This is a genomic window from Stenotrophomonas sp. 28608_Sma (assembly GCF_056486185.1).
This window is the reverse complement of record NZ_CM151308.1, coordinates 80,633-107,137: the sequence shown is the minus strand read 5'-3', so window position 1 is coordinate 107,137 and position 26,505 is coordinate 80,633. Positions and strand designations below refer to the sequence as shown.

General features: G+C 68.4%; 22 protein-coding genes. 11 read left to right on the top strand and 11 right to left on the bottom strand.

Translation table 11 applies throughout. From position 1 onward, the window contains the following. The first annotated feature begins 7 nt into the window (after positions 1 to 7). From ACZLHH_RS00435 to ACZLHH_RS00420, 4 genes are read left to right on the top strand one after another with little or no spacing between them, the layout of a single operon-like run. Positions 8 to 904 (top strand): DUF58 domain-containing protein, encoded by an 897-nt coding sequence (locus ACZLHH_RS00435; RefSeq protein WP_132808716.1) that lies wholly within the window; start codon positions 8 to 10, stop codon positions 902 to 904. Continuing rightward, positions 901 to 2,022 carry a BatA domain-containing protein gene (locus ACZLHH_RS00430; RefSeq protein ID WP_180844548.1) on the top strand — a complete coding sequence of 374 codons (1,122 nt, stop codon included), beginning with the start codon at positions 901 to 903 and terminating at the stop codon, positions 2,020 to 2,022. The genes ACZLHH_RS00435 and ACZLHH_RS00430 overlap by 4 nt, the downstream gene beginning before the upstream one ends. Further along, on the top strand, positions 2,019 to 4,193 hold the full coding sequence (locus tag ACZLHH_RS00425; RefSeq protein WP_180844547.1) for a hypothetical protein: 2,175 nt from the start codon (positions 2,019 to 2,021) through the stop codon (positions 4,191 to 4,193). The genes ACZLHH_RS00430 and ACZLHH_RS00425 overlap by 4 nt, the downstream gene beginning before the upstream one ends. Then, positions 4,190 to 5,998: a hypothetical protein gene (locus ACZLHH_RS00420; protein ID WP_180844546.1), complete on the top strand. Its 1,809-nt coding sequence runs from the start codon at positions 4,190 to 4,192 to the stop codon at positions 5,996 to 5,998. The genes ACZLHH_RS00425 and ACZLHH_RS00420 overlap by 4 nt, the downstream gene beginning before the upstream one ends. Before the next feature lie 99 nt (positions 5,999 to 6,097). Here ACZLHH_RS00420 and ACZLHH_RS00415 read toward each other — a convergent pair whose 3' ends face one another. Continuing rightward, entirely contained in the window at positions 6,098 to 6,772 is a 675-nt protein-coding gene (locus ACZLHH_RS00415; protein ID WP_180844545.1) for a hypothetical protein, read from the bottom strand. 39 nt (positions 6,773 to 6,811) lie between these two features. Further along, positions 6,812 to 7,330 carry a hypothetical protein gene (locus ACZLHH_RS00410; RefSeq protein WP_180844544.1) on the bottom strand — a complete coding sequence of 173 codons (519 nt, stop codon included), beginning with the start codon at positions 7,328 to 7,330 and terminating at the stop codon, positions 6,812 to 6,814. 198 nt (positions 7,331 to 7,528) lie between these two features. Between ACZLHH_RS00410 and ACZLHH_RS00405 the strand changes: the two genes are divergently transcribed. From ACZLHH_RS00405 to ACZLHH_RS00390, 4 genes are all read left to right on the top strand, one after another. After that, the gene (locus ACZLHH_RS00405; protein WP_180844543.1) at positions 7,529 to 8,695 is read left to right on the top strand and encodes a hypothetical protein; all 1,167 of its coding nucleotides are present in this window, start codon (positions 7,529 to 7,531) and stop codon (positions 8,693 to 8,695) included. A gap of 93 nt (positions 8,696 to 8,788) precedes the next feature. Further along, entirely contained in the window at positions 8,789 to 11,278 is a 2,490-nt protein-coding gene (locus ACZLHH_RS00400; protein ID WP_180844542.1) for a DEAD/DEAH box helicase, read from the top strand. Next, positions 11,275 to 12,300: a ribonuclease H-like domain-containing protein gene (locus ACZLHH_RS00395; protein WP_180844541.1), complete on the top strand. Its 1,026-nt coding sequence runs from the start codon at positions 11,275 to 11,277 to the stop codon at positions 12,298 to 12,300. The genes ACZLHH_RS00400 and ACZLHH_RS00395 overlap by 4 nt, the downstream gene beginning before the upstream one ends. A gap of 66 nt (positions 12,301 to 12,366) precedes the next feature. Continuing rightward, positions 12,367 to 12,681, top strand: a complete 315-nt coding sequence (locus ACZLHH_RS00390) for an I78 family peptidase inhibitor (protein WP_049461562.1) — start codon at positions 12,367 to 12,369, stop codon at positions 12,679 to 12,681. 67 nt (positions 12,682 to 12,748) lie between these two features. Here ACZLHH_RS00390 and ACZLHH_RS00385 read toward each other — a convergent pair whose 3' ends face one another. The 5 genes from ACZLHH_RS00385 to ACZLHH_RS00365 form a co-directional block, all read right to left on the bottom strand. Beyond that, entirely contained in the window at positions 12,749 to 14,743 is a 1,995-nt protein-coding gene (locus ACZLHH_RS00385; protein ID WP_180844764.1) for a M56 family metallopeptidase, read from the bottom strand. A 3-nt stretch (positions 14,744 to 14,746) separates the two neighbouring features. Further along, entirely contained in the window at positions 14,747 to 15,133 is a 387-nt protein-coding gene (locus ACZLHH_RS00380) for a BlaI/MecI/CopY family transcriptional regulator (RefSeq protein ID WP_004133922.1), read from the bottom strand. Between the two features lie 104 nt (positions 15,134 to 15,237). Then, positions 15,238 to 17,493, bottom strand: a complete 2,256-nt coding sequence (locus ACZLHH_RS00375; protein WP_180844763.1) for a TonB-dependent receptor — start codon at positions 17,491 to 17,493, stop codon at positions 15,238 to 15,240. A 17-nt stretch (positions 17,494 to 17,510) separates the two neighbouring features. Beyond that, positions 17,511 to 18,731: an MFS transporter gene (locus ACZLHH_RS00370; RefSeq protein ID WP_180844762.1), complete on the bottom strand. Its 1,221-nt coding sequence runs from the start codon at positions 18,729 to 18,731 to the stop codon at positions 17,511 to 17,513. Beyond that, positions 18,721 to 19,113, bottom strand: coding sequence for a hypothetical protein (locus tag ACZLHH_RS00365; RefSeq protein WP_232528179.1), 393 nt, complete (start codon positions 19,111 to 19,113; stop codon positions 18,721 to 18,723). Before ACZLHH_RS00365 ends, ACZLHH_RS00370 begins: the two co-directional genes overlap by 11 nt. A gap of 127 nt (positions 19,114 to 19,240) precedes the next feature. Between ACZLHH_RS00365 and ACZLHH_RS00360 the strand changes: the two genes are divergently transcribed. Then, on the top strand, positions 19,241 to 20,188 hold the full coding sequence (locus tag ACZLHH_RS00360; RefSeq protein ID WP_180844761.1) for a helix-turn-helix transcriptional regulator: 948 nt from the start codon (positions 19,241 to 19,243) through the stop codon (positions 20,186 to 20,188). Between the two features lie 144 nt (positions 20,189 to 20,332). Then, positions 20,333 to 21,454, top strand: a complete 1,122-nt coding sequence (locus tag ACZLHH_RS00355; RefSeq protein ID WP_180844760.1) for a serine hydrolase domain-containing protein — start codon at positions 20,333 to 20,335, stop codon at positions 21,452 to 21,454. Here ACZLHH_RS00355 and ACZLHH_RS00350 read toward each other — a convergent pair. From ACZLHH_RS00350 to ACZLHH_RS00340, 3 genes are all read right to left on the bottom strand, one after another. Continuing rightward, on the bottom strand, positions 21,389 to 22,201 hold the full coding sequence (locus ACZLHH_RS00350) for a hypothetical protein (protein WP_180844759.1): 813 nt from the start codon (positions 22,199 to 22,201) through the stop codon (positions 21,389 to 21,391). The genes ACZLHH_RS00355 and ACZLHH_RS00350 overlap by 66 nt on opposite strands. A 3-nt stretch (positions 22,202 to 22,204) precedes the next feature. Continuing rightward, positions 22,205 to 23,620, bottom strand: a complete 1,416-nt coding sequence (locus ACZLHH_RS00345; protein WP_180844758.1) for an XVIPCD domain-containing protein — start codon at positions 23,618 to 23,620, stop codon at positions 22,205 to 22,207. 119 nt (positions 23,621 to 23,739) lie between these two features. Beyond that, positions 23,740 to 24,846 (bottom strand): SDR family oxidoreductase, encoded by a 1,107-nt coding sequence (locus ACZLHH_RS00340; RefSeq protein ID WP_180844757.1) that lies wholly within the window; start codon positions 24,844 to 24,846, stop codon positions 23,740 to 23,742. A 202-nt stretch (positions 24,847 to 25,048) separates the two neighbouring features. Here ACZLHH_RS00340 and ACZLHH_RS00335 point away from each other — a divergent pair, with 202 nt between their 5' ends. Then, entirely contained in the window at positions 25,049 to 25,357 is a 309-nt protein-coding gene (locus ACZLHH_RS00335; RefSeq protein ID WP_121504989.1) for a hypothetical protein, read from the top strand. Here ACZLHH_RS00335 and ACZLHH_RS00330 read toward each other — a convergent pair. Next, positions 25,345 to 26,403 (bottom strand): DNA topoisomerase IB, encoded by a 1,059-nt coding sequence (locus tag ACZLHH_RS00330; protein WP_197573165.1) that lies wholly within the window; start codon positions 26,401 to 26,403, stop codon positions 25,345 to 25,347. The two genes, ACZLHH_RS00335 and ACZLHH_RS00330, sit on opposite strands and share 13 nt — an antisense overlap. Positions 26,404 to 26,505 lie beyond the last annotated feature (102 nt).

Below are 26,505 nucleotides of genomic sequence, written 5' to 3'. Positions count from 1 at the left end.
TCCACGCGTGAACGCTGGTACGTCGTTGACCCTGCCACCCGAACTGCGCGCGCGCCTGCGCCTGCTGCGGTTGCGGCCGCGCCTGGCCAGCGGTGCGAGCGGCATCGGCCAGCACGCCAGCCGCAGCCGCGGTGCCGGTCTCGAATTCGCCCAGTACCGGGCCTACGAGCCCGGGGACGAACTGCGTCAGATCGACTGGAAGCTGTACGCCCGCTCGGACCGCTTCTTCGTACGCGAATCCGAACGCGAAAGCCCGATCACGGTCTGGCTGCTGCTCGATGCCACCGCTTCGGCCGGTCAGGCCGACCGCGCGGCGCCGGAACGCACGCGCTTGGACCACATGCGCGGCGTTGCCGCCTGCCTGGTCGAACTGGCCCTTCAGCAGGGCGACCGTTTCGGCCTGCTGGCGATCAATGCCGATGGACTGCAGCTGGTGCCCGCAGCGAGCGGCGCACGCCAACGTGACCGCGTGCACCTTCAACTTCATGCGCTGCAGGCGCGCGGTGGCTGGCCTGCGGCCGATCGCCTGCGCCCGCTGTGGGAGCGCGTGCGTCCGGGCGACCTGCTGCTGGCAGTTGGCGACGGCTTCGACGAAGCCTGCATCGCGCTGCTGGAACAACTGGCCAGCGCGCGCCGCGAAGTGGCCCTGCTGCAGATCCTGACTGCCGACGAACGCGACTTCCCGTTCGACGCCGGCCACCGCTTCCGCGACCCGGAGACCGGCGAGGAACTGCTGGGCGATGGCGCGGCGATCCGCGCCGACTACCTGCAACGCTTCGCCGACGCACGCAGCGCATTGCAGTCGCGGCTGCAGGCCAGCGGGATTGCCAGCGCAGCCGGCTGGCTCGACCAACCGCTGGACCAGCCGCTGCAGGCGCTGTTCGGTCGCGGGAGCGACGCGTGAGCCTGCTGTTCCCACTGGGGCTGGCAGCGCTGGCCGCGTGGCTGCTGCCACTGCTGATCCACCTCGCCCGCCGCCATCCGTACACACCGCTGGATTTCGCCGCGCTGCGCTGGCTGCGCGCACAGATCCGGCCACGCCAGCGCATCCGCTTCGATGACTGGCCGTTGCTGCTGGTGCGCCTGCTGTTGCTGGCCGCGCTGGCCTTGTTGCTGGCACGGCCTGCGTTGACCGGGCCTGCACCAGCCCCCACTGCGTGGACGGTCGTTGCTCCAGGGCTGGACGCGACCGCTCTGCGCGGCACCGCCGAAGCGGGCAACTGGCACTGGCTGGCGCCCGGCTTCCCGGCCATTGATCAGGCGCCACCTGCAACCAGCGCATCCCTGCCCAGCCTGCTGCGCGAACTGGACGCGCAGCTGCCCGTTGGCACCGCATTGACCGTGCACGTTCCCGATCCCCTGCCCGGCCTGGACGGCGCACGCCTGCAGCTGTCGCGCGAGGTACAGTGGCGCCCGCAGCCGATGCCGGTCACTGCGCAACCGCGTGCCGCAACGTCGCCGCGCCTTCGCGTGCACAGCGATGCTTCGGCCGCTGCCCAGCACTGGTTGAATGCACTGCAGCGCGCGTGGGGCGTGCAGGCGCCGCTCGCTCCTCTGGTGGCGGATGCCCTGCCCGAACGCGGCGAGATCGGCGTATGGAGCCGCAACGACGCACTGCCGGCGAACTGGCAGGCGTGGCTGCAAAATGGCGGACATGTAGTGACTGCCGGCAAGCCTGCCGCCGAGGCCAGCATCCTGCTGCGCAGCACCGAGGGCACCCCGCTGCTGTGGCAGCAACGCATCGGCCACGGTGTCCTGCTGTCTCTGCCCGGTGACTGGGACGCCTCAGGCAACGCTGCGCTGCGCGATCCGCAGTTGCCGCGTGCCCTGCTGCTGGCCCTGCAACCGCCTCCGCTGCCACGCCTCGGCGATGCCCAGGATCAGGCACCTCACCATGCAGCACTGCCTGCGGCAACGCCGCCACTGCGCGAGCTCACACCATGGTTGCTGCTGGCAATCGTGCTGCTGTTCGCACTGGAACGCTGGATGGCCAGCAGCGCGCGGCGCAGGGCGATCGCATGAAGACGCTGCAGCATGCCTGGCAACGTGCGCGTCGTCGCCGCGCCGCCATCACCCTGCTGCTGGGCCTGCCGTGGGCGCTGGCTGCGACGGCGCTCGCACTGCGGCTGTCCGGTTTCGATATCGCCTGCGTGGTCGCCACGGTCAGCCTGCTCGCCTGCGCGGCCTTCGCCACTGCACGTGCCCGCCAGCTGGACCGCCAGTGGCTGCAGCGCCAACTCGATGGCAGCGGTACGAGCGAAGACAGCGCCGATCTGCTGTTCGCCGACGCCACCACGCTCAATCCGCTGCAGCAGCGCCAGCGTGTGCATGTGCTGGCCACGCTTGAACGCGCGATGCCGGAGCTGCGTCCGCGCTGGCCGCACCTGGCGGTGATGCTGTGCTGGATCGGTGGCTTGGCCGTTGCCCTGCTCGCGTTCGGCTGGCCGCGTTCGAACCCAGACCCGGCAGCCGTTCATTCCGCCACGACCGGCAGCACGGCGTCCGCAGGCCCGCTGCAACTGCAGTCCAGTCGCCTGCGCATCGACGCACCGGCTTATACCGGCCAGTCCACGCTCACCCAGAACGCACTGGATGCCAAGGTCGCCGCCGACAGCCGGCTGTCGTGGTCCCTGCGCTTCGACCGCGCACCGGACAAGGCATGGCTGCAGTTCCACGATGGTCGCCGGTTGCCACTGAGCGAGCACGATGGACAGTGGCAGGCGCAGGATGTGGCACGCACGCCGGTGCTGTACCGCGTGGTGAGCGAACCGGCACTGGCAGAGACCCGCCTGTATCGGCTGGATGTAGTGGCCGACCGCGCGCCCAGCGTGCGCGTGCTGGAGCCCGCCGCCAGCCTGGTGCTGGGCACGCCCGGGCAACGGCAATGGGCGCTGCGCTTCGAGGCCAGCGACGATTACGGTGTCGCGGCGCAGGCAACACTGTCGATCACCATTACCCAGGGCAGCGGCGAGAACATCACCTTCGTGAAGCGCAGCGTCACGCTTGCCGGCAGCGGCGAAGCCACCGCGCGGCGTTTCGCCCACACCCTTGATCTGGCTGCGCTGGGCGCACAACCGGGCAACGATGTCATCGCCCAGCTGGAGGTGCGCGACAACCATGCGCCCACGCCGCAGACCGGACGCAGCAGCAGCGTGATCCTGCGCCTGCCCAGCGCCGAAGTCGCACTCGGTGCAGAGCTCGAGGGCCGCATCAAGAAAACCCTGCCGGCCTACTTCCGCAGCCAGCGGCAGATCATCATCGATGCCGAAGCGTTGATCCGGCAACGACGCAGCCTGGCCGCCGAGGATTTCGTGAAGCGCAGCGATGCGATCGGTGTCGACCAGCGCATCCTGCGCCTGCGCTACGGCCAGTTCCTGGGTGAGGAAAGCGAAGGTGCGCCGAAGCCACCGCCGACCAGCGACCTGCCCACCAGCGATGCACCGACTGCAGACAGCCACGATCACGACGACGATCACGATCACGACCATGGCGCCGAGGCCGGAGCGCACGATGAGCATGGCCACGATCACGGCGGCAAGGCGTCCAATGCCGATACGCCACCGGTGTTCGGCAGCGCCACCGACGTGCTCTCCGAGTACGGCCACACCCATGACCATGCCGAGGCGGCCACTCTGCTCGATCCGCAGACCCGTGCCACGCTGAAGGCGGCGCTTGACCAGATGTGGTCGGCCGAAGGCGAGCTGCGCCAGGGCCGTCCGGAGCAGGCATTGCCCTTCGCCTACAAGGCATTGGGCTTCATCAAGCAGGTGCAGCAGGCCGAACGCATCTATCTGGCCCGGGTCGGGCCGGAGCTGCCACCGATCGATGAAGGCCGCCGCCTCGGCGGTGACCGTGCCGGGCTGGCCAGTCGTGAACTGCCGCTGGCCGCCCGCACCCCGCCCGATCCGGCCATCGTCGAAGCCTGGCAGCGTCTCGGCGACGACACCGGCGCGCCGGATCTGGATGCGCTCGCGACCTGGCAGCAGCGCAACGCGGCCTACCTGCCCGATGCACTCGATCTGGCTGCGGCCATCGAGCAGCTGCGCATCGAGCCCGGTTGCCAAGACTGTCGTCAGCGCCTGCGTGCACAGTTGTGGCGGGCGCTGCAGCGTCCGCTGCCGCAGGCGATGCGGCGCAGTGCCGCCGATGCGATGGGCCAGCGGTACCTTGATGCGCTGGAGGCGCAGCCATGAACGCCTCCGCTGTGAACCTGTGGATTGCACTGGCACTCGCCCTGATCGTGGTCATCGCCAGCGTGCGCCAGCTGCGTGGAGACACCGCGCACCCTGGCCGCCGGTGGATCGTGATCGCACTGCAGATCATCGTCGCCGCGCTGCTGTATTTCTGCCTGGTACCGCCCACCCGCCAGCAACCCGCAGGCGGGCTGGTCGTGCTCGGAACCGATGCCGGCAAGGCCGGCGCGCTCCCGGCCAGCGAAGGCCCGCTGTTGCTTTTGCCCGAAGCTGCCGATGTTCCCGGCGCACAGCGCGTTCCCGACCTGGCCACCGCGCTGCGCCAGCATCCGGCGTCCACACTGACACTGGTCGGTGCGGGCCTCGCCGCACGCGATCGCGACGCGGTATTGCCGCCGGATGTACGTTGGCAGGCCGCACCGGAGCCGCGCGGCTGGATCGCGCTGCAACCACCGGCCGATGTCGCTCCCGGTGCTCGTTTCGACGTCCAGGCACAGGCGCGTGGCGCGGCCAAAGCGAAAGCAGAGCTGCTCGACCCCGCCGACAGCGTGGTTGATCGCACGGACGTTGCCGAGGACGGGCGCGTGAAGCTCAGCGGCATCGCCCGCGCCGAAGGCCGCAGCGTGTTCCAGCTGCGCCTGCTCGATGCCGACGGCCATGTGGTGGACAGCGTACCGGTACCGCAGCAGACCCTGCCGGCCGCACCGCTGCGCCTGCTGGTGCGCGCCAGTGCGCCGGGTCCAGAGCTGAAGTACCTGCGGCGTTGGGCGGCCGATGCCGGCATCCGCGTGCAGGTGCAGGCCGATACCGGGGCGGGTGTCAGCGTGGGAGATGGCGCGGTCGCGCTGGATGCGGCGTCACTCGCGCGCAGCGATCTGCTGTTGCTGGACGAGCGCAGCCTGGCCGCATTGAGTGCCGGCCAGCTGGCTGCCGTGCGGCAGGCGTTGCGCGAGGGACTGGGCGTGCTGGTACGCAGTGCGGGCGCACCTTCGGCCAGCGCGCGCCAGCGCCTCCGCGATCTGGGCCTGCCGGTGCAGGGCGATGGAAGCAGCCGCACCCTCGAACTTCCCGGCGACGGCGACAGCGCGGTCCTCGCCGCACGGCGTGGCCCGCTCGCCGCGGGTACGCTGCCGACCGGCTACGGCGAAGAGGCTGACCGCAGCTCGCACAATGCTCCCCTGCCTGCGCTGGAAGCACTCGCGCTGCAGGCACCGGGCAGCACCGCCCTGCTGCAGGATGGCACGGGCAAGGCTGTCGGTGGCTGGCGCGCTGCCGGCAAGGGCCGCATCGGCCTGCTGCCGCTGACCGACAGCTGGCGCTGGGTACTGGCCGGGCGCGACGACCGCCACGGCGAACTGTGGAGCGGCGTGGTGGCCACGCTGGCACGTGCACAGGGCAGCGCTGATGCGCTGTGGTCACCGCAACCGATCGGTTGGGCAGGCGAACGACAGGCGCTGTGCGGTGTGCAGGCGCCGCTGCAGGTCTTCAACAGGCGTGGCGACGATGTACCCCTGATCGTCGATGGCGCGACGTCGGCGCTGCGCTGCGTCGGCTGGTGGCCCCATGAGGCAGGCTGGCAGCGCCTGCAGCATGGCGGCAGCGTTGTCTGGCGCTATGTGTTCGATCCGAACGATGCGCCGACGCTGCATCGGCAGGCGATGATCGATGCGACCACGCGTGCACTGGCTGCCAGCACGCCGGCAGACGCGTCAGTGATGCAATCCGTGGCAGGCCCACGCTGGCCGTGGTGGCTGGCGTTCGTGTTGTGCGCATCGCTGCTGTGGTGGCTGGAACGGCGACGCTGAGCCCATCGATTGGATCACGGACAGCATCCACGCATGGCGTGGATCTACTGGCCGGTTGCCCTGGTAGATGCCAACCTTGGTTGGCGCCTTTCCGCGGGGTCAACGCGAACCGGCGCGCCGGTACACGCCGTTGAAGCGCACGTTCATGCCACCGCATTCGCTGTTGTCGGCCACGATCAGCACCTCCCCCAGCGAATGCACGCGCACCTTGCAGGTGTCCTCTACAAACTCGACATCGGCACCATGCGGCGCCGCGCGCGCTTCCACCTGGCCCATGTTCGGCCCGTAAGGGCGCTGCTCCGGCGTGGGGTTGGCGGAGGGCCAGTAGGCATCACCCTCCACATGCAGCTGCCCACCCTGCACGGTGATGCGCAGGCCGTTGTCGCCGTCCTTCCAGTGGCCCGCCCAATCCCGTAGCGACGGCATGACCACCGGCAACGCCTGCAGCTTGCTGCGGTCCACCCAGCCAGCACTGCCACCCACCTTGTTCGGGAAGAACGCGCAGCGGTAGCGGCCAAGATCACGCCCGGTCACCACGGTATCGCCATTGACCACATAGCTGCGCTGTCGGCAGGCCGGTTCGCCCTTCGCCGGGCAGCCGTCCATGTCGCCAAGCAGGTACAGACGGGGCGCATCGACCACCCGCGCCAGGGCGAACCGGCTCTGTTCAGAGGGAAACGCGCCATTGCGGCAGGCGCCATCATCGGCGATGCCATCGGCGAAGGCGGACGCCGGCAGCAATGCGGCCAGCAGGCAGATCGAACGCAGGAACATGGCAGCACTAGCGGTGGGGAGCCGGCAGGATATACCGGCCTACTTCACCGGCGGTGCATCGCCGGCATCCTGCTCCTGGGAGAACCGCAGCGCACGCTGCTGCTGTTCGGCACTGAGCTCCGGCGGTGGCCGCGCCACGGCGGCCTGGATCTGCGCCGGTCCGCCGGTGAGTTTGTTGATCCCCTTGGCCGCCGCCATCACACCCTTGACCACGCCCATCATGATGTAGCCACCGCCCATGCTGACCTGCTCCGGCGACGGCGGCTCGCTCCAGTCGCGACTGAAGCGGTTGTCACCGAACTTCACCGGGTTCTTGAAACGGTACAGATCCAGCGGCTCGTCTTCGGGCTTGAGCGCACGCACTTCGCCAAGGGTGGTGACGTTGTCCTGCGGCAAGGTGGTGGAGATCGGCGCGGTGGTTGCCGCCGGCGCATCTGCAGGAGGTTCGGGCGCTGGGTCGGGCACCGCTACCGGCGTGGCGTGCTGCGCCTGCGCGATACCGGCCAGCAGCATGCTGGCCAGGACGGCTCCCTGCGTTCCACGTCGTGCCACAGCCATCCACCCTGTTGGTTGCGTCCAGCACCCAAGGATACGGATGCCGGCTTCAGATTTCGTTGGAAGTGCGGACAGGCGTTCAGCCGGCGATAGCGAAATCTGCAACTCGTTGCATTGGCTTCCCCCGTCGGACGGTTGACCCTGACAGGTTCATTCCAGATCGGATAAAGAACGCCAATGCCACCCACTGCACTTCTTCTGATGATCATCGTGCCGTTGATGCTGGTAGCGGCTGGCTTCGAATGGTCATCCCGGATGCGTGATGCGCTGGTGGCGCTTCGCCGACGCACACCGCTGCGCACGCTCAGCGCCGATGAACACACTGCCCTTGGTCCGGTCCGCGCCACGACGGGTCAGATGCACGACAACCAGGTCAGGCACCTTTCCGGCGCCGTCGATGGCGATCAGTATGCGTGGGGAGACCGTGTAACGAATCGCGCGCGCATCGCGGGTGTGCAGGTCCTGCTGCCGTTCGATGCTTGGCGCCATCTGGCCGAGGACAATGATGCCGAAGTGGTGCTGATCGGCGACATGGCCGTGGCCGTGCGCTTGAATCGCTTCCACATAGTGGGTGCCCAGCGGCGAGCGCGGCGGAATGCGGCGCTGGACGATGCGGGCTTCGACGTGCCCGACCTGCGGCCTCGACGCCAGCGGATTGAGGACTGCGCACCGAGCCAGCTGCGTGGCGAGCGACTGGAATCCCCGGAAGAGGTTGCGCTGCGACGCGCCACGGGCTCGCGCGCAGGCGGCTGGGGTGCGGCCGTGCTCGCTTTGGGGGCAGTGACCTTCACTGTCAATGATGCTTTGCAGTGGGAGCAGTGGCTGTTGTCGAGCCCCCTGCTTGCCATTGCCGGGCTGGCCATCTGGCTGGCCATGCGCGGGCGTCAAGGACCGGCAACGGCAACACGGGTGCTGCAGGTGTCCGGCAGGCTCTGCATGCTACGGCTGCATCCGGCCCATGTATGTGTCTGGTTGATCGGCAATGACCGTCGTATCGAGTTTCCCTTTGAGTGGATGGAAGGCCCGCATTTCCAGGAGGGGCGCCGTGTCCTGCTGGATATCCGCGAGTCGGATGGGCAGGTACTGGCGGCCGGCCCGGGCTGGTCGCTCGCGGACGATCGCCGCAGCTTTCCGCCACGCGGGGCCTGGTGGCATATGGCCTGGCTGGGAATGATGCCACTCGTTCTGATGTTTGCAGGATTGCCTCCCCTGAGCGAGGAGAGCCCAACGTGGGTTCTGTGGTGGCCGTCTGCGGCAGTCTTCGCACTGTGGCAGGCCGGGCAACTGCTGCGCAAAGCCTGGAAATGGCATCGTTGCAGCAGCAGGTTGCAGGCCGAGTTGAGCAGCCGCCGTGCGCCCGCGCTCTGAACGGTTCACTGCATCCCACGCCGGTGTCTCACATCCTGAGACGTGAATGTGATGCCATGTGACCCCTCGCAATCCGTCCCGGCTCCACTTTCCATGGCTTACGAACTCGCCAAGCGCACCGCCGATGCCGAGCAGAAGCTCGCCACCCGCGATGGCCTGCCCGCCCGCGACGGCGCACTGCTCAGCGCGCGCCTGCAGCGCCGCTACCAGGACCGCATCACCGGCAGCTTTGCCATTCCCGGCCGCGAAGGCCGCTATGCGCCCATTCCCGATTCGGTTCCGCCGGCCCTGGCTGCCGCCCTGAAGGCGCGTGGCATCGAACAGCTCTACAGCCACCAGGCCGAGGCCTGGAACGCCAGCCAGCGCGGCGAGCACGTGGCCATCGTCACCCCCACCGCCAGCGGCAAGTCGCTGTGCTACACCCTGCCGGTGGTCAGCGCGGCGATGCAGGACAAGGCCAAGGCGCTGTACCTGTTCCCGACCAAGGCACTGGCCCAGGACCAGGTGGCCGAGCTGCTGGAACTCAACCGCGCCGGCGATCTGGGCGTAAAGGCCTTCACCTTCGATGGCGACACTCCCGGCGATGCGCGCCAGGCGATCCGTCTGCACGGCGACATCGTGGTGTCCAACCCGGACATGCTGCACCAGGCCATCCTGCCGCATCACACCAAGTGGGCGCAGTTCTTCGAGAACCTGCGCTACATCGTCATCGACGAGGTGCATACCTACCGCGGCGTGTTCGGCAGCCACGTCACCAACGTGCTGCGCCGGCTCAAGCGCATCTGCGCGTTCTACGGCGTGCAACCGCAGTTCATCCTGTGCTCGGCCACCATCGGCAACCCGCAGGCCCATGCCGAGGCGCTGATCGAGGCACCGGTCACCGCCATCACCGAATCCGGCGCGCCCAGCGGGCCCAAGCAGGTGCTGCTGTGGAACCCGCCGGTGATCAATCCGGACCTGGGCCTGCGCGCCTCGGCACGCTCGCAGAGCAACCGCATCGCACGCATTGCGATCAAATCCGGGCTGAAGACCCTGGTGTTCGCGCAGACCCGCTTGATGGTCGAGGTGCTGACCAAGTACCTGAAGGACATCTTCGACCACGACCCGCGCAAGCCGCCGCGCATCCGCGCCTACCGTGGCGGCTACCTGCCCACCGAGCGCCGCGAGACCGAGCGTGCGATGCGTGCCGGCAACATCGACGGCATCGTCAGCACCTCGGCACTGGAGCTGGGCGTGGATATCGGCAGCCTGGACGTGGTCATCCTCAACGGCTACCCCGGCAGCGTGGCCGCCACCTGGCAGCGCTTCGGCCGTGCCGGCCGCCGTCAGCAGCCGGCGCTTGGGGTGATGGTGGCCAGTTCGCAGCCGCTGGACCAGTACGTGGTGCGGCATCCGGACTTCTTCGCCGAGGCCTCGCCCGAACACGCGCGCATTGCGCCGGACCAGCCGTTGATCCTGTTCGACCACATCCGCTGCGCGGCGTTCGAGCTGCCGTTCCGGGTCGGCGATGGCTTCGGCCCGATCGACCCGGAAGTGTTCCTGGAAGCGCTGGCAGAGACAGAAGTGATCCACCGCGAGGGCGAACGCTGGGAATGGATCGCCGACAGCTATCCGGCGAACGCAGTCAGCCTGCGCGCTGTGGCCGATGGCAACTTCGTGGTGGTCGATCGCAGCGATGGCCGCCAGCAGATCATCGCCGAAGTGGATTACTCCGCCGCCGCGCTCACCCTGTACGAGGGCGCGATCCACATGGTGCAGTCCACGCCCTACCAGGTGGTGACGCTCGACTGGGACGGCCGCAAGGCCTATGTCACCCGCACGCATGTGGATTACTACACCGACAGCATCGACTTCACCAAGCTCAAGGTGCTGGACCGCTTCGACGGCGGCGTGGCCGGGCGTGGCGATTCGCACCATGGCGAGGTGCACGTGGTGCGCCGCGTGGCCGGCTACAAGAAGATCCGCTACTACACCCACGAGAACATCGGCTACGGCCCGGTGAACCTGCCCGACCAGGAACTGCACACCACTGCGGTGTGGTGGCAGCTACCGCAGGCACTGCTGCTGCGCGCCTTCGCCAGCAAGCAGGATGCGCTGGATGGCTTCCTCGGCGCCGCGTATGCGCTGCACATCGTCGCCACCGTAGCGGTGATGGCCGATGCGCGTGACCTGCAGAAGTCGGTGGGCAACGGCGATGGTTCCTGGTTCGCGATTGCCGACCAGAGCGGCCGCGGCCAGCTGCGCGGCAGCGAGGGCGATCCCGGTGTGGTGGAGCTGCTGCAGGAGTTCGTGCCCACCGTGTATCTGTACGACAACTTCCCCGGCGGCGTCGGCCTCAGCGAACCGCTGTGGCAGCGCCAGGCCGAGCTGGTGCAGCGCGCGCGCGAACTGGTGCAGCGCTGCGACTGCAAGGCCGGCTGCCCGGCCTGCGTGGGCCCGGTACTGGCCGCGCAGGAAGAGGATGACACCTCGCCGCGCGCGCTGGCGCTGCGTGTGCTGGACCTGTTCGATGCCGAGGCCTGCCAGCACGTGCCCGACGTGGTGGTGACCACCCGCGACCCGATGGAGCTGCTGGCCCCGTGAGCCTGAGCCTGGACAAGCTGCGCCTGCTGCGGAAGCAGGCCGGTGACCCGAAGGCAGTCACGCCGGCTGCGCCCGAGCCGCCGCCCGCAGCACCTGCGGCACCGGTTGCCGCCAACGATGCGCGGCAACCACCGGCCGAGCGTTCGGTGTTCGCCTGGGTCGAGCAGGAGATCCGCCACAAGCCGACCGGCGCTGCCGCGCCCGTGACGGCACCCGCACCGCTGCGTCGGCCGGAAGTGGGCAGCCTGCATCGCCTGCTCGGCCTGCGTTCGCGGGGTGGAGCCGCGCCGGCACGCGCCAGCGCGCAGGATCGCCAGCTGCCCGGCGAGGAAATCGCACCGGGCCTGTTCCTGATCGAGTCGCTGCAGCCACAGCCGATTCCGTCGCAGCCGCTGTCGCTGGATTTCGCCCGCCGCGAAGGCGAACACGTATCCCCGCTCGACCTGCTGTTCTTCGATACCGAAACCACCGGCCTGGCCGGCGGCACCGGCACCCGCGCCTTCATGATCGGGGCCGCCGACTGGCATGTGTGCCCGCAACGCGGCGAAGGCCTGCGCATCCGCCAGCTGCTGATGGCGACGATGGCCGCCGAGGACGCGATGCTGGCCACCTTCGCCCGCTGGCTGCAGCCGTCCACCGTGTTCTGCAGCTACAACGGTCGCAGCTACGATGCGCCGCTGCTGAAGGCGCGCTACCGGCTGGCCCGCCAGCGCTGCCCGATCAGCGCGTTGGATCACGTCGACCTGCTCTATCCGACCCGCCGCCGCTATCGCGGCACCTGGGAGAACTGCAAGCTGTCCACCATCGAACGCCAGCTGCTGCGCGTGGTGCGCAAGGACGACCTGCCCGGTTCTGAAGCGCCGGGCGCATGGCTGCGCTTCCTGCGCGGCGGCGACGCGGTGAACCTGCGCCGGGTGGCCGACCACAACCACCAGGACGTGGTGACCCTGGCCCTGCTGCTGCAGCGGCTGGTACGGGAAGAACAACGTGAGCGCGAAACCCTGGCGCTGGTCGGGCAGTAGGCGTTGACGCAGCCTGACGGTGGCAGCGGTGACACTGCCGCCACCATCCACGCCTGGAGCCCGACGATGCGCCTCAACCCTCTGGTCCTGCTCGCCATCCTGCCCTTGGCCGCCTGCAGTCACGCCGGCAGCAGCACCACCCACGATCCCGCGCCGGCACCCGTGGCCGATGCTGCGCACGAATGCAGGCCGGAGGCGCTGGAGGCCTTCACCGGCAAGACCGCCGACGAAGCCACGATCAAGAAACTGGTGGCTGACAGCGGCGCGCGCGGTGCACGGGTAGTCAAACCCGGCATGGCGGTGACCATGGACTTCCGCCAGGACCGCGTGACCGTGCAGGTGGATGCGCAGAACCGCATCGAGCGCGCCAGCTGCGGTTGATCGCCTCAGGGTAGTGCCGGCCGCTGGCCGGCACCCCACATTGCCGGCCAGCGGCCGGCACTACCGCTCAGAGGCGCTCGGCCTTGCCGCTGGCCAGTGCGCGCGCGATCACCTGCTGTGCCTGCTGCGATGCCTGCGCATGCACGCGTGCCTGACGCTCGCCCAACGCAGCCTGTTGGCTGCCCAGTGCCGCCTGTCGGCTGGCCAGTTCAGACTGCTGGCTGGCCAGGCGCTGCATGTCACGGGTGCGGCCGGATTGCGCGGCCTCGCTGCGGGCTTCCTGCATTGCACGACGTGCCTCAGCGGCGGCCTCGCGTGCAGCCTCACGTGCAACGGCCATATCGCTGGTCGCACCACGCGCCGCCTTCGCTGCTTCTGCGGCGGCCTCACGGTTGATGTCGTGGGCGGCCATCGCGCTGCGCGCTACCTCAGCGGCGGCCAGCGCAAGACGGCGTGACTCCTCGCCCTGCAGGCGGCCCATCTCACCCATCTGCCTGCCGAGTTCGCCCTGCTCGCGACCCAGCGCACTCTGCTGGCGGCCCAGTTCGCTCTGCTGGCGACCGAGGTCTGCGGCGCCGCTGTAGGCGCGCTGCAGGGTCTGGATCAGCATCGGGTCGCGCACCACATAGCGCTTGTCGCCCTGGCGGAACCACAGCGCCGGCCCCTTGCCGAGCTGCCTGCGGGCCACCGTTACATCGTCGATGCCGCCATTGGCGAAGGTCGAATCACCATCGACCAGCACGTAGGCCTGCAACGGCGACTTGCCGAGATCCAGGCGCCCGTAGGTGGTGATGGAGGTGGTGTGGGAAGTCGAATGCTCACTGTGCATGTCGGTATCCACATCGACATCCACGTCGACCGCCACATCGGCATCGTCCGGGCCTGACAGCGCCTCGACATCGGCCGGCTCGGCAGGCGGCGCGGGCGCCACCGGCACGGCCGGAACGCGCGCGGCCGAAGGCGCTGCGGGCGGCGCGTTCGGAGCCTTCGGCGGCGGCGGCACCACGGCCTTCGGTGCGGCCGGCGGCGCGGGCGGTGCCGGTGGCACTGGCGCAGCGACCAGCCGCATCGGTGCCACGCCCACCAGCACCACGACGGCGGTCAGTGCCATCGCCAGAATGCGCGGGCAGGCCCGGCGCGGCTGCAGCGAGAGCAGGCGACGCTTGAGGCTGGTGGTGTTCGGCGCGGCGCTGGCCACGCCCAGGTGTGGCTGCGGTGCCACGCCCAGCTGCAACAGCAGGCGGCCATAGGCCTGACGGCTCGCGCCATGCTGGCCAACCACGGCCGCATCCACCGCTTCTTCGCGGGCCTGTGCGTATTCGCGCACCGACAGGCGCAGCAGCGGGTGGAAGAAGAACAGGTGCTGGGCCAGTGCGGGCAGCAGGCCCCACTGCAGGTCACGCCGCTGCAGGTGTTGCAGTTCGTGAGTCAGTGCCAGGTCCAGCGCATCACCCTGCAGGGCGTTGTCGCCGGCCGGCAGCAGCAGCACCGGGCGGAACGGCCCGACCAGCTGCGGTGCGTCCACCTGCGTGCTCATCCACAACCGCGGCGCAGGACGCACGCCGTGCGCATCGGAGGCCAGCTGCAGGGCCTGCACCAGCGCTTCGTCCTCGCAGGGATAGGCGGCGGCCAGCAGCGCGCGGCAGCGGCGCCATTCACCAAAGGTGCGCAGGGCCATCAGCAGCACACCGGATGCCCACAGCGCAGCCAGTGCAACGGCCCACCACGCAACTGCCGGCACGTCCGCTGCAGGCACCGGCATCGCCGCCAGCAGCTGCGCCGAGGCTTCCGGCGCCAGCGGGTAGACCAGATCTGCGGCAACGTCAGTGGCGGTCATCGCCACCGCCTGCGGTGCCGGCAGCCAGGCCAGCTGCAACGGCTGGCTCCAGAACAGGCCGAGCACGGCCTGCAGCGACACCAGCCACCACAGGCGGCAGCGGGTGGCCGCCGACAGCGACGGCAGTGCGCGGCACACGCCGTACACCAGGGCCACCAGCAGCACGGTCTGCAGGCTGGTCCAGCCCAGCCGTTCCAACAACGGGATCAGCATCGTGGTGTCCATGGCTCAGCCCTCGTGGCGGCGCGATTGGAGTTCGGCGACCAGCGCTTCCAGCTCGGCCAGCTCGTTGTCGCTGACCTGCTGGCGCTGCGACAGGTAGGCCACGAACGGCGACACCGAGCCCTGCAGGGTGTTGTCGACGAACTGGGCCACTGCACCCTGCAGCACACTTTCCGGGCCACGCGTGGCCTGGTAGCGGTAGACGCCGTCCTGCTGCTGGCGACGAAGATACCCCTTCGCCCGCAGCCGCTCCATCATCGTCAGCACGGTGGACCGGGCCAGGCCACGGGCCTCGCCGTAGCCACTGGCGACCTCGCCGACGCTGGCCGGCGCATGTTCATCGATGTACTGCAGCAGGGCCAGTTCCTGGTCCCCGATCGTCTTGCCACGCATGACACCACTCCCTTGACTACACGTGTCGCCACTTTCAGTGTGACGACAACTGTAGTCAACCCCCCGGAAGTCATGGGCCGACGAACGGTAGGGGGGCGTGCCCCTCAGTACTCCACCCGATACCCGATCGAGAAGGTCCGCCCTGCCGCCGGCAGACTGGACATCTTCCCGTAGGTCGCCTCGGCCTGCTGGCCATAGACCGTGCGGTAGTCACGATCAGCCAGGTTGTAGATGCCGACACTGAAGCGGCCGCCTGCCAGCGGCAGCTCGCCGATCAGGTCGAACACCGCATAGCCGTGGATCTTCGCCGCCGGGGTAGCGCGGATGCTGGGACTGATCGCTGCGAGTGGTGCATCGCGCCAGGCACGATCGGTCCCGCCCACCACTTGTCCCTGCAAGCGCAGCAGGCTGTCATTGGCGAAGCGCCACTGCCCATGCACACCCGCCTTCAAGGGTGAAACGCGGAACGCATTGAGCTCACGCCAACGTCCGGCAGCATCGCGGTACTGGCCCCGGGTGCTGGCAAGGCTTGCGCCCAGCTCCAGCTGCGCCGTCGGTGTGTAGCGCAGGTTGGCCTCCACGCCCCACACGCGCTCATCGGTGTCGGCCACCGACACGCTGTAGTCGCGGTTGAACTGCACGGTCTTGTCCGAGCGGTTGTAGAACGCGGTCACCGCGCTCTGCAGCGATGCATCGCTGCGGCGCCAGCCCAGCTCATAGCTGTCGACCTTGATCGGGCCGACGTTGCGGCTGTCGATGACGAAGCTTGCCGGTACATCGCGCAGCATGCGCTGGGTGTCGGGCAGGCTGAAGCCCTGCGAGACGTTGGCGAACAGCTGTTGCGATGCATCCATCCGGTACACCACGCCGGCATTGAACAGGGTCTGCGAGTGGCGCACGCGGCCGCCCCGCAGCAGGTGCGGCTGATACCCGGCAACGGCATCGGCCGTGATCGCTTCGGTGTAGGGAAGCGAGTCTTCTACGCGGTTGCGCAGGATCTGGTGGCGCACGCCGGCCTGCACGCTGAAGCGCTCACTCAGCGAATGGTCGGCCTGCAGGAACAGGCCGGTGGTATCCACGCGCACGTCCGGCCCCATCGCGTACTGCGCGGTGGGCTGGTAATCGAGACCGTTGCTGGCGATGAAGCGGTTGATGTCATACATCTGCCCCCGCTGGCTGTCCTGCTCGCGCTCGTGGTCCACGCCGTACGACAGCTGCAGGCTGCGGCCCGCCACGTCGAAACCCTTGTGCAGCGCTGTGCGCAGGCCCCACACATCGATATCGGTATTGGACTGCATCGCCACATAGGCGAAGCCACCGCGCAGTGCCGGGTGCACCAGCGTCGACACCGACGGGAACCAGCGCCCCTGCTCGTTGCGGTAATAGGCTTCCACGCTCAGTTCCTGCCCGCCCAGTACATCGCGGTTGCGGTACTGCGCATTCACTCCCTGGTGCCGGGTACGTGGCTGCGCCTCCAGCTGCAGGCCGGGCAGCGCCTGGTGGCTGGGCGTGAATGCTGGGTTGAACAGCGCAGCCAGGCGCGGGCCATAGTCGGGGCCATGATCACTGTCCTGCTGATCGTCGAACCAGCGCACGCCCACGCTCAACTGCTGGCTGTCCGTCGGGGTCCAGTCGAAGCGCGCATTGAGTTCGCGGGTCTCGGTGTCCTGCCGATCGGTCTGCGCGATCTCCGGACCGATACGGCGGCCATGCGCATCCAGCGATGCGCCCTGCCGGCCATAGGCGAAGCCGAACGCCCCACTGAACTGATCGCCGCGCACGGTCATGGTCTGCGCGGCGTTCCAGGCCAGCGTGTCACTGGACAGATGCGAGGGACTGCGCAGGCCGAACTGGCTTGCCAGCTGGACCGGCTGATCGCCAGGCTGCAGGGTGATGATGTTGATGATGCCGCCACTGGCACCGGCGCCATACAGCGCGGTGGCGCCGGAGATCACCTCGATGCGCTCGATCATGGTCGGCGAGATGCTGTTGAGCTGGCGCGACCCATCGCGTGCGCCGGTCAACGGCACGCCATCGATCATCACCTGCACGCTGCGGCCACGCATGGTCATGCCGTAGTTGCTGGTGGTCCCGCTGGCCGGCGCCAGCGACGGCACCAGCTGGCCGAGGATGTCGGCGGTGCTGCGCCCGGCGGTGATCTGCTGGGCAATCTGCTCGCGCTCGATGGCATACACGGTGCCGGCGATCTCGGCCACGCTGCGTGCGCCTCGCACGGCGGTGACACTCACCGCATCCAGTTGCCGGGTGCCAGCCGTAGCGGACGTATTCTGCGCCGCCAGCTGGCCACTGATGGCCAACGCCAGCATCGCCAGCGGAAAGGTTGCTGCGGTATGCCGCATGGTGTCCTCGTTGCGTATCAGGGGGAGTTCGTGGGTGCTGCGAAGCGGCGCATCAGCGGCCGGCACAGCAGCAACCCGAGCGCCGAAACTGCCGCCAGCGCGATGTAGTAGATGGGGTAGCCCAGGCCCTTGGCGAGGAAGCCAGACAACGCGCCGCCGATGAAATTGACCAGCAGTTCGAAGCACACGAGCAGGGTGAAATCAGTGCCGGCCTGGGCACGCGAACTGACCCGCATGAACAGGGCATACAGGCTGGTCATCGCCACATAGCGCAGCGCCAGCAGCGTGATCACCAGCGCGCCCAGGCCCCACCGTGACGTCGCCATCGCACCGCTGTAAAGCATCAACGCCAGCAGTACATACAACACGGTGCGCCACCAGCCAGCGTGCATCAGCAACTGCTCGGCCCGGCGCTGCTTGAGCAGCCAGGCGGCGGCCACCGCAGCCAGCATGCCGGTACCGGCACCACCCACCGAGATCAGCAGCCCGATCTCGGTCAGGCTGAACTGCTGGTCGACCAGCAGCGGATTGATCATCGCCATGGCCGGCGCTTCCACCAGCCGGTACAGCACGATCAGCAGCAGCGCCCAGCGCAGTTCGGGGCGACGCAGCGCACGCAGGATGCTCGGCCGCGGCGCGTCGGGCCTGGCAGGCGTTTCATTGATCTGCTGAACTGCCAGCAGGGTCAGTGCGCTCATTGCCGCCAGGCTCAGCAGGGCCACGCTCCAGCCGCGGGTTTCATACAGCCACAGCACACCGGCGCCACCAATCATGCTGCCCAGGGCGACACCCACGCTCTGCGCCATGCTACCCAGCCGGTGCTCGGCCGGCGCCAGCGCCTCCACGGTGTAGCCGTCGATGGCGATATCCTGGGTGGCAGCAATGCTTGAGATCCACATGCCGACCAGCACGAACACGACCAGGCCATGATCCAGGCCGGTGAACGCCAGCACCAGGATGCCGGCCAGCAGCAACAGTTGCGTCAGCCACAGCCAGCTGCGGCGGCGGCCGAGGGCGGGCAGGTGCCAGCGGTCCACCAGCGGTGCCCACAGGAACTTCAGCGCCCACGGCAGGTACAGCAGCGACAGCATGCCGATCCAGCGCAGGTCCACGCCCTGGCTGCGCAGGATGGCCGGCACCGCCACGTTGTAGAAATACAGGGGCAAGGCATGTGCCATGTACAGCGCGACGATCACACCCAGGCCAAAGGGCGACGCGGCAGAACGATCAGTGCGCATCGGCCTGCTCCAGCCGTTCGCCGATCCAGCGCATTCCGGCGCCGGCATCGGTAGTGACGAAGTACGGCACGGCCCAGGCCGCGTGCAGCGCCGGGGTGTCCAGCCGTTGCTGCTCGGCGGCATCGCTGGCGATGCGCACCAGGCCCCGGCAGTACTGCCGGAAGGCGGCCTTGTACTGCTTGTACCAGACCGCCTGCAGGGCACGGTAATCGTCGCAGAAGGTGGCACCGGGCGCGGTGCTGGCAACGAAGTAGAAGGGGCGGTGGGCATCGATCAGCGCCTGCACGCGGTCCAGCCAGTACCGGATCTGGTGCGCATCCACCGCGCCATGGAAGACGGCACGCAGCACCACCGCCTCGTTGATCACCAGACCCATCGCCATCGACCTTCTTGCTGAACAGGGGAAAGGGGCAGCGAGCCCCCGCAAATGAGAATAATTTGCAATACCATTGAAAGTTTAGGCGCGACGAAAGAAAATTTAGGCACGACAGCATTCGCGGGTGCCTTGCATGCAGGTCTATTCCTGCGCCGAACTGATGAGCGCCGCCCACGCGCTGGGTGGCCGGGTCGACTTTGAATCGGGCCTTCCCGATGCGCTGCCGGTGCTGGCCGGCTGGCAGCAGGTGCAGTCGATGGACAGCGGCCTGGTGCTCTACCTCAGCCGTAGCCAGGACATGGTCGGCGGCCGCAGCCAGAACTGCCTGCCTGCGGGTCTCACCGCCAGCTTCCTGCTGCAGGGGCAGGCCGAAGTGGTCATCGCCAACCAGCGCCTGCAGATGGACAGCCGCCGGACCGGGAGCCCGGCGATGCTGGTCCACCTTCGTGAGGAGGAAGCGTTCCAGCGCCATTGGCAGGCGGGTCGCGAGGAAACCAAGGTCAGCCTGCACCTCGGCCAGGACTGGTTGTCGCGCCAGCTCGATGGCATTGCATCGGCCGGACTCACCCGCCTGCGACTGAGCCACGCACGCAACCAGGCGTGGCAACCACCTGCGCCACTGCTGCGGCGGGCCGCAGCGTTGTTCGGGGCGGAAACGGTGGAGCCGCCTCTGCTGGCCAGCCTGCAACGCGAGAGCTTTGCTCTGGAAGTCGCGGCCAGCGTGGTTCGATCCGTGATCGCCGAACGCGAGGCGCCTGCCCCCAGCGCACATCTGCGGCGTTGCGTGGACCAGTTGCAACAGTGGCTGCAGAGCGGCGAGGCCGATGGCCTGACCATCAACCAGATGGCGCGCAGGCTGGGGACCAACGCCGTCGACCTGCAAAGCACCTTCCAGCAGCTGCACGGCAGCAGCATCGCCGCCTGGCTGCGTGCACTGCGCCTGCAACGGGCACACGACGCCCTGCTACAACGACGGGTGTCAGTGGACGTGGCGGCCAGCGTGGCCGGGTACGCCCATACCAGCAGCTTCAGTGCCGCGTTCAAGCGGCAGTTCGGAAGGTCTCCTTCCCGGATCCGCTAGCCGCAGCAGGCACGTCCCGCGCACACAACCAGTACCTGCCTCGCAGCGCAGGTACTGCTTAAACCTTTTGCGCACCCGCTGCATCCGATCCTCGACGCCCCGCCGGAATCCCGCATGTTCCGCCCAACGCTTCGAGTCGTGCTCATGCTCATCACTGCCCTGCCCTTCGCCGCCATCTCCGCCAGCCAGGACCAGGCCAACGACCAGACCCGCCGCCTGATCCGCCAGATCATGCTGGAGCAGCGCATTCCCGGGCTGCAGGTCGCGGTGGTCAAGGACGGGCAGATCGTGTTGTCCGAGGCCTACGGCCTGGCCAATGTCGAGAACGGTGTGCTTGCCTCGCGCGACACCCGCTTTCCGCTCAATTCGGCCACCAAGGCGTTCACCGGCGTGGCCATCGCGCAGTTGGCACAGCAGGGGCGATTGGATCTGGATGCCCCAGCATCGCGCTATCTGGATGATCTTCCGGCCACCTGGCAGGACGTGCGTGTGCGCCAGCTGCTGGCACATACCTCGGGACTGCCCGACATCCTCGATGCGAGCGGGCTGCTGGGTGGTGGTACCGAAGCCCAAGCGTGGGCGGCGGTCACCGCGCTGCCGATGGAGGCGGCCTCCGGCCAGCGCTTCGCATACAACCAGACCAACTACGTGCTGCTGGCGCGGATCATCGCGCAGCAATCGGGCATGTCCTATGAACGATTCCTCGCCACCGGCCAGTTCAGCAGCGCGCGCATGGCGCGCACCACCTTTGGCGACAGCTACGATCTGATTCCGCAGATGGCAACGATGTACAGCCTGGCCCCGCGTGCAACCGACGCAGCCGATGCACCGCCGCGCCTGTCGCATTGGTTCTACGACATTCCGCCTTCACTGTGGGCCGGTGGTGGCATCCTCACCACCGCCGATGACACCGCACGCTGGCTGGTCGCGCTGACCGACGGGCGCCTGCTTCAGGATGCACCTCGGAAGAGGATGTGGACCGCAGAGCGCCTCACCGATGGCCGTGCCGGCCCATGGGCGGGCGGCTGGCCGGTGCTGCGTGCATCGCCCGACCTTCAGGTGGCCGGTATCGGCGGTGCGCGCTCGGCCTTCGTGGTCTATCCCGACCGCGACGTCGCGGTGGTGGTGCTGACCAATCTGGTCGGCGCCAATCCACAGCAGTTCATTCCGCGCATTGCCGATTTCTATGCGCGCGCGGCCTCAACGCCCGCTCACGAACGGGTCGCCCTTGCACGGCAGCAACGGGCTGTCATCGCAGGGCCATAGCGCGGCGGGTACGGTCCTGGCCACTTCGAAGTGATCCTGGTTCCAGCGCAGGAAACCGCCGTGGATGGCATTGCCATGGTCGAAGCTGCGCGCATCGGCGGCCAGTGGCTGTTCGGGGTCTGCTTCGGCCACCCAGCGCAGCACCGGCACCTTGTCCAGCGCCCCGATGAAGGCGAACAGATCACCCGCGCCCTTGTCCTGGTAAGCCGTCATGGTCGCCGCGTCGGGCAGCTCGGCCTGCGCCAGCAACAACGCGGTGACATCCTGCAGCGGTGCGGCTCCCTGTGCGATGTAGGCGCGCATGCCCGTGGTGGTTGCCGGGCAGTCCTGCAGCTGCACCAGATACCCGGTGGTACCGCCACGGCCGGAGAACGACCGCATCCAGTAGCGGAAGCGCGGCCCGCTGCGATCGGTGACCATGAAATCCTGCTGGCCATCCTGCGCGGGAGTGGAAAGCACCTGCACCTTGCTGGCGCCCTCCACGTTGCACTTCAACTGCGCCAGCACCTGCCTGGCAGGTTCGGGTAGCGCAGCGTAGCGACCGCCGGGATGGGCGCTGCCGGAGGCATCTGGCAGTGCGGGCAATCCTCGATCAGTGGGCAGGGTCTGCGCAGGCAAGGTCTCCGGTTTCGCCGACGAGCTGGCGGTGGGTGCTACCGGCGCGACGCGCTCTCCAGCGGGCGCGCAGGCGCTGCAGGCCAGCAACAGCATCAACGAAACGCTCGGCATCAGGTGTGATCGGATCATCGCTCAACGCCCTCCCATCGCCGGCGCTTCCTGCAGGTGTGCAGGCGCGGGTGTGGGTGCCGCCTGTTCGCGCGATTGCTGCTGCAGCTGGCGCAGGCTGGATTCCACCGAAGTTTCGCGCACCTCGGCTGCATTGACCCCTGCGCGCAGCGCCGCAGGATCGCCCGGACTGCCCTGCACAAGGAACAGCGTCTCACCGGCTGCACGACCCGCGCTGGGGTTGCTGGCCACGATCTGGTCGACATGGGTGATGCCTGCGGCCTTCGCTTCGCGCAGCATCACCAAGCTGTAGGCATCGGCATGCTCGGCGTAGCGTCCGCCCAACGCCTGCAGGCGCGTACTGATCTGCTGCTGCAGGGCATGGTCGCGATGCTGGGGCTGGCGGGGGTCGTCATTGGCAGCAAGCGGGGCGTCCTGCCCCAGCTCACGCGCCTGCCCCGGTGCGACCGAGGTCAGCACGTACTGCCAGCGGTTCTGCCCGGGCGTGCCGCGCACCGTCGCCACGAAGTCGTCGTACTCGCCGCCACCGATGGTCTGGCAACCTGCCGAATCGGTGTTTGCCCGGCTGCCGCGGTGGATCTTGAAGGTGTCGTTGAGGTCCTGCACGCCCTGGGTATCGCGCGCGTCGAACCAGCCATCGCCATTGCTGTCCCGCTCCACCCGGCCGGCACCGGCGGTTACCGCGTCCTGCGAGGGACGCAGCGCGAACTCATCGGCGTGGCCGTGGCGCGGGTGGGTGGTCGCGCGCATTTCGGTGGTGCCTTCGCCCAGTCGCCCCAGATCCTTGACCCGGTCGCCATTGACGTCCTCGCCCTCGGTCTTGGTACGCGGTGCCACGTTGCCGAAGCCCGGGCTGCGCGGCGTGGTCTTGGCATGGCCGTCGTACTGCGCGGTCGGCTCGGTCGTGGCCTGGTTGAACTCGCGCACATGGCCTTGGCCCTGCGCATCCTTCCACAGCACCACGATGCGGTCGTCGTAGACACCACGCCCGCGCGCCTCCGTGGTGCGGTTCTCGTCGCGCAGCCCCAGCACCACGCGGTCCTGCGTCGCCATTGCTTCGTTCGCTGCCGTGTTGCCGCGCTGGGCCACGATGCTGCCGTAGACGTCGTACTGCTGGGCCTGGCTCAAGCCCGCGGTCTCTGCCGCCTCGGGCATCCGCGGTGGGCGCGTCGCCTCACCCAGGCGATCCAGCATCGGGTTCACTGTGGCCGCATCTGCTGCGGCAACACCACCATTCCGGCGCAACGCCTCAAGCTCGGTGGCGGCACGCGCCGAGATGTAGCGATCCAGCGATTCCTGCACCACAACACTCTGGCCGTCGTGCAGGGCCTCCAGGCGGGCGGCGGCACCGCGCACGTCGTTCTGCCGCAACAGGGCGACGACTTCGTTGGCCGCCGCATTGATATCCATCTCGGGCATGGTCGGTCCTTGAACGTGATCGGTTGGGAGTCAGCCTACCCCAGCTGCCCGACGGAGCTTTTGACACAGCGCACACCCCAGCACCTGCCCCATTCAGGCGGCACATGCCGCGCCCGGCCTCACCCCCGCGGCCCGCCCATCACCGGCAGGATCACCCCGCTGATGTAGCTGGCACAGACCGGCGAGGCCAGGAATACATAGGCCGGCGACAGTTCTTCAGGCTGTGCGGGCCGCCCCATGTCGCTGTCCTTGCCGAACTCCGCCACGTCCTCCGCCGGCTTGTCGGCCGGGTTCAGCGGCGTCCACACCGGTCCCGGCGCCACGCAGTTGACCCGGATGCCACGTGGTAGCAATTGGCTCGCCAGCGATTTGGTGAACGCATGGATCGCGCCCTTGGTGGCCGAGTAATCGATCAGCGCCTTGCTGCCGAAGATTCCCGTTTCCGATCCTGTATTGATGATGCTGGCACCCTCGCCCAGATGCTGCAGTACCGCGCGCGCCATCTGTATGTAACCGCCGATGTTGGTCTGCAGGGTTTCCTGCAGATGCGCGTCTTCCAGGTCTTCCAGCCGCTCGCAATGCAGCTGGAACGCGGCATTGTTGACCAGGATGTCGATGCCGCCGAACGCCTTGGCCACCTGCTTGACCGCCTTGTTGCAGAAGCGCGGATCGCGCACGTCGCCGGCGATCACCACGCAGCGGCCGCCTTCGCGCTCCACGTGCTGGCGGGTGATGTCCGCGTCCTCGGCCTCGTCCAGGTGCAGTACCGCCACATCGGCGCCTTCGCGTGCGAACAGCACCGCCACTGCACGGCCAATGCCGGAATCGCCACCGGTGACGATCGCACGCATCCCCTGCAGCTTGCCGCTGCCGGTGTAGTCCGGTGCAAGGAAACGCGGCGCCAGCTCCAGTTCGTGTTCGTGCCCGGGCTTGGCCAGCTGCTGCGCCGGCATCGCCTCCGGCTGACGGCGTGCACCTGCCTGGGTCGCGGTCTTCTTTGTTGCCTTCTTTGCCGCGCGCACATCCTTGGCCTTTTCCTGGTCCTGCAAGCGCCGCTGCCGGGCCGCGACGCGCGCTGCCCGCGGATCGCTGGCAGCCGCCTTGCGGGTTGCGGTCTTCACCACGCGCGGGCGATCGGGGGCGGCGACAGTCTTGGTTGCGGTGCTGCCTTTGCGCACCTTGGGCGAGGCTTTGCGGCGGACGGGGGCTTTCTTGGTGGTGGCCATGCAGGTCTCCTCGGGAGGGAAAGGGGCTGCCGGCCAGCGGCCGGCACTACCGGGGGCGGCCCTTGCCGCTTCTGCAGTGTCTCCACCCACGCTGTTGGCGGCGGTGAGCGCGCCGTGTCCACGATGTGCACGGTATTCATTCCGCCACCACGTGCGACGTCGCACGCTGCACGCTGCACGCAACCACACAAGGAACGCCACCATGAAACATGCCATCGCCACCACCGCCGTCTGCTTCGCCCTCGCCGCCTGCAGCAGCACGCCGATGGCCCAGGTGCAGCCGATCGACGGCGTGATTTCCGGGCAGTGCCACAGCGACATGGTGCGCGGCGCACTGGGCTTGGCCGCTTCGGATGCCACCGTGGACCGCGCACGCGTGGACAGCGACAGCCTGCATGTGCGGGTGCTGCGCCATGACGGTCCGCGGGTACCGCCGGCCAGCGAGGGCGGCGATCGCCTGACCATCGAGAAGGGCCGCACCAACAACATCACCGCGATCTACTGCGGCTGACGACTGCGGTTGAGCCGGCGCGCCCTGCGCAGCACGCGCAGGGTGGCCTGTTCCCACTGGCGCGGCCCACGCAGGCCGGCCAGCTTGGCCAGTTCGCCGCGCTCCCAGCCGGCGAACACGCACGGGTCGATGTAGGCCTTGCGGCACACCGCCGGGGTATTGCCCAGCAGCGATGCCACTTCGCACACCACCGCGCGCTGCGCCTGCGCCAGCGCGCGCTGACTGGCCGGTTCCGGCAGTTCGGTGGCGGCAAACGCCTGCACCGCCGCCACCGTGCCACCCCAGGTGCGGAAATCCTTGGCAGTGAAGTCCTCGCCCATCACCTCGCGCAGGTAGTCGTTCACCGCGCCGGAATCCACCGGCTGCAGCGCACCGTCGTCATCGCGGTACTGGAACAGCGCCTGCCCCGGCAGCTGCTGCAGGCGCCGCACCAGCAGTCCCAGCTTGCGGTCGCCCACGGTCACCTCCTGCAGCTGCCCGGACTTGCCGCGGAAGCGCATGCGCACCCGGCCGCCGCGCAGCAGCTCCAGATGGCGGTTGCGCAGCGTGGTCAGTCCGAACGAACGGTTCTGTTGTGCATAGGTTTCATTGCCGACCCGCACCAGGGTGTCCGCCAACAGCGCCACCACCATGGCCAGCACCTTTTCCTGCGGAAACCCAGGTCGCTTGAGATCCCGCGACAACCGCCGCCGCAGCGTGGGCAAGGCCTCGCCAAAGGCGATGATGCGGTCGAACTTGCCGGCGTCGCGCTCCTTGGCCCAGTCGGCGTGGTAGCGGTACTGCTTGCGTCCGCGTGCATCGCGGCCGGTGGCCTGCAGGTGGCCGTTGGCGTGGGCGCAGATCCATACGGCGGTATACGCCGGCGGAATCGCCAGCGCACGGATGCGTTGCAGGGTGGTGGCGTCGCGTATCGCGTGACCATCGGCATCGCGGTAGCTGAAACCCTTGCCGGCGCGGCGCCGGCTGATGCCCGGCTGGGTGTCATCGACATAGCGCAGGCCGGCCGCGCGCGCGGCCTGTCGTTCGGGGGTGGAGGGGGTTGGCATGTCGGTAGTGTCGCCGTCGCCATGCCGCGATCCTGTCGATAACACAAGACAAACACGTGAGGGCCGGTTCGCCGCTATGCTCGGGTCTTCACAACCCCTTCC

Coding starts and splice junctions, on each gene's coding strand:
- ACZLHH_RS00425 (WP_180844547.1), top strand. CDS start 2,019: ATGAAGACGCTGCAGCATGCCTGGCAACGTGCGCGTCGTCGCCGCGCC.
- ACZLHH_RS00420 (WP_180844546.1), top strand. CDS start 4,190: ATGAACGCCTCCGCTGTGAACCTGTGGATTGCACTGGCACTCGCCCTG.
- ACZLHH_RS00415 (WP_180844545.1), bottom strand. CDS start 6,772: ATGTTCCTGCGTTCGATCTGCCTGCTGGCCGCATTGCTGCCGGCGTCC.
- ACZLHH_RS00410 (WP_180844544.1), bottom strand. CDS start 7,330: ATGGCTGTGGCACGACGTGGAACGCAGGGAGCCGTCCTGGCCAGCATG.
- ACZLHH_RS00405 (WP_180844543.1), top strand. CDS start 7,529: ATGATCATCGTGCCGTTGATGCTGGTAGCGGCTGGCTTCGAATGGTCA.
- ACZLHH_RS00400 (WP_180844542.1), top strand. CDS start 8,789: ATGGCTTACGAACTCGCCAAGCGCACCGCCGATGCCGAGCAGAAGCTC.
- ACZLHH_RS00390 (WP_049461562.1), top strand. CDS start 12,367: ATGCGCCTCAACCCTCTGGTCCTGCTCGCCATCCTGCCCTTGGCCGCC.
- ACZLHH_RS00385 (WP_180844764.1), bottom strand. CDS start 14,743: ATGGACACCACGATGCTGATCCCGTTGTTGGAACGGCTGGGCTGGACC.
- ACZLHH_RS00380 (WP_004133922.1), bottom strand. CDS start 15,133: ATGCGTGGCAAGACGATCGGGGACCAGGAACTGGCCCTGCTGCAGTAC.
- ACZLHH_RS00375 (WP_180844763.1), bottom strand. CDS start 17,493: ATGCGGCATACCGCAGCAACCTTTCCGCTGGCGATGCTGGCGTTGGCC.
- ACZLHH_RS00370 (WP_180844762.1), bottom strand. CDS start 18,731: ATGCGCACTGATCGTTCTGCCGCGTCGCCCTTTGGCCTGGGTGTGATC.
- ACZLHH_RS00365 (WP_232528179.1), bottom strand. CDS start 19,113: ATGGCGATGGGTCTGGTGATCAACGAGGCGGTGGTGCTGCGTGCCGTC.
- ACZLHH_RS00360 (WP_180844761.1), top strand. CDS start 19,241: ATGCAGGTCTATTCCTGCGCCGAACTGATGAGCGCCGCCCACGCGCTG.
- ACZLHH_RS00355 (WP_180844760.1), top strand. CDS start 20,333: ATGCTCATCACTGCCCTGCCCTTCGCCGCCATCTCCGCCAGCCAGGAC.
- ACZLHH_RS00350 (WP_180844759.1), bottom strand. CDS start 22,201: ATGATCCGATCACACCTGATGCCGAGCGTTTCGTTGATGCTGTTGCTG.
- ACZLHH_RS00345 (WP_180844758.1), bottom strand. CDS start 23,620: ATGCCCGAGATGGATATCAATGCGGCGGCCAACGAAGTCGTCGCCCTG.
- ACZLHH_RS00340 (WP_180844757.1), bottom strand. CDS start 24,846: ATGGCCACCACCAAGAAAGCCCCCGTCCGCCGCAAAGCCTCGCCCAAG.
- ACZLHH_RS00335 (WP_121504989.1), top strand. CDS start 25,049: ATGAAACATGCCATCGCCACCACCGCCGTCTGCTTCGCCCTCGCCGCC.
- ACZLHH_RS00330 (WP_197573165.1), bottom strand. CDS start 26,403: ATGCCAACCCCCTCCACCCCCGAACGACAGGCCGCGCGCGCGGCCGGC.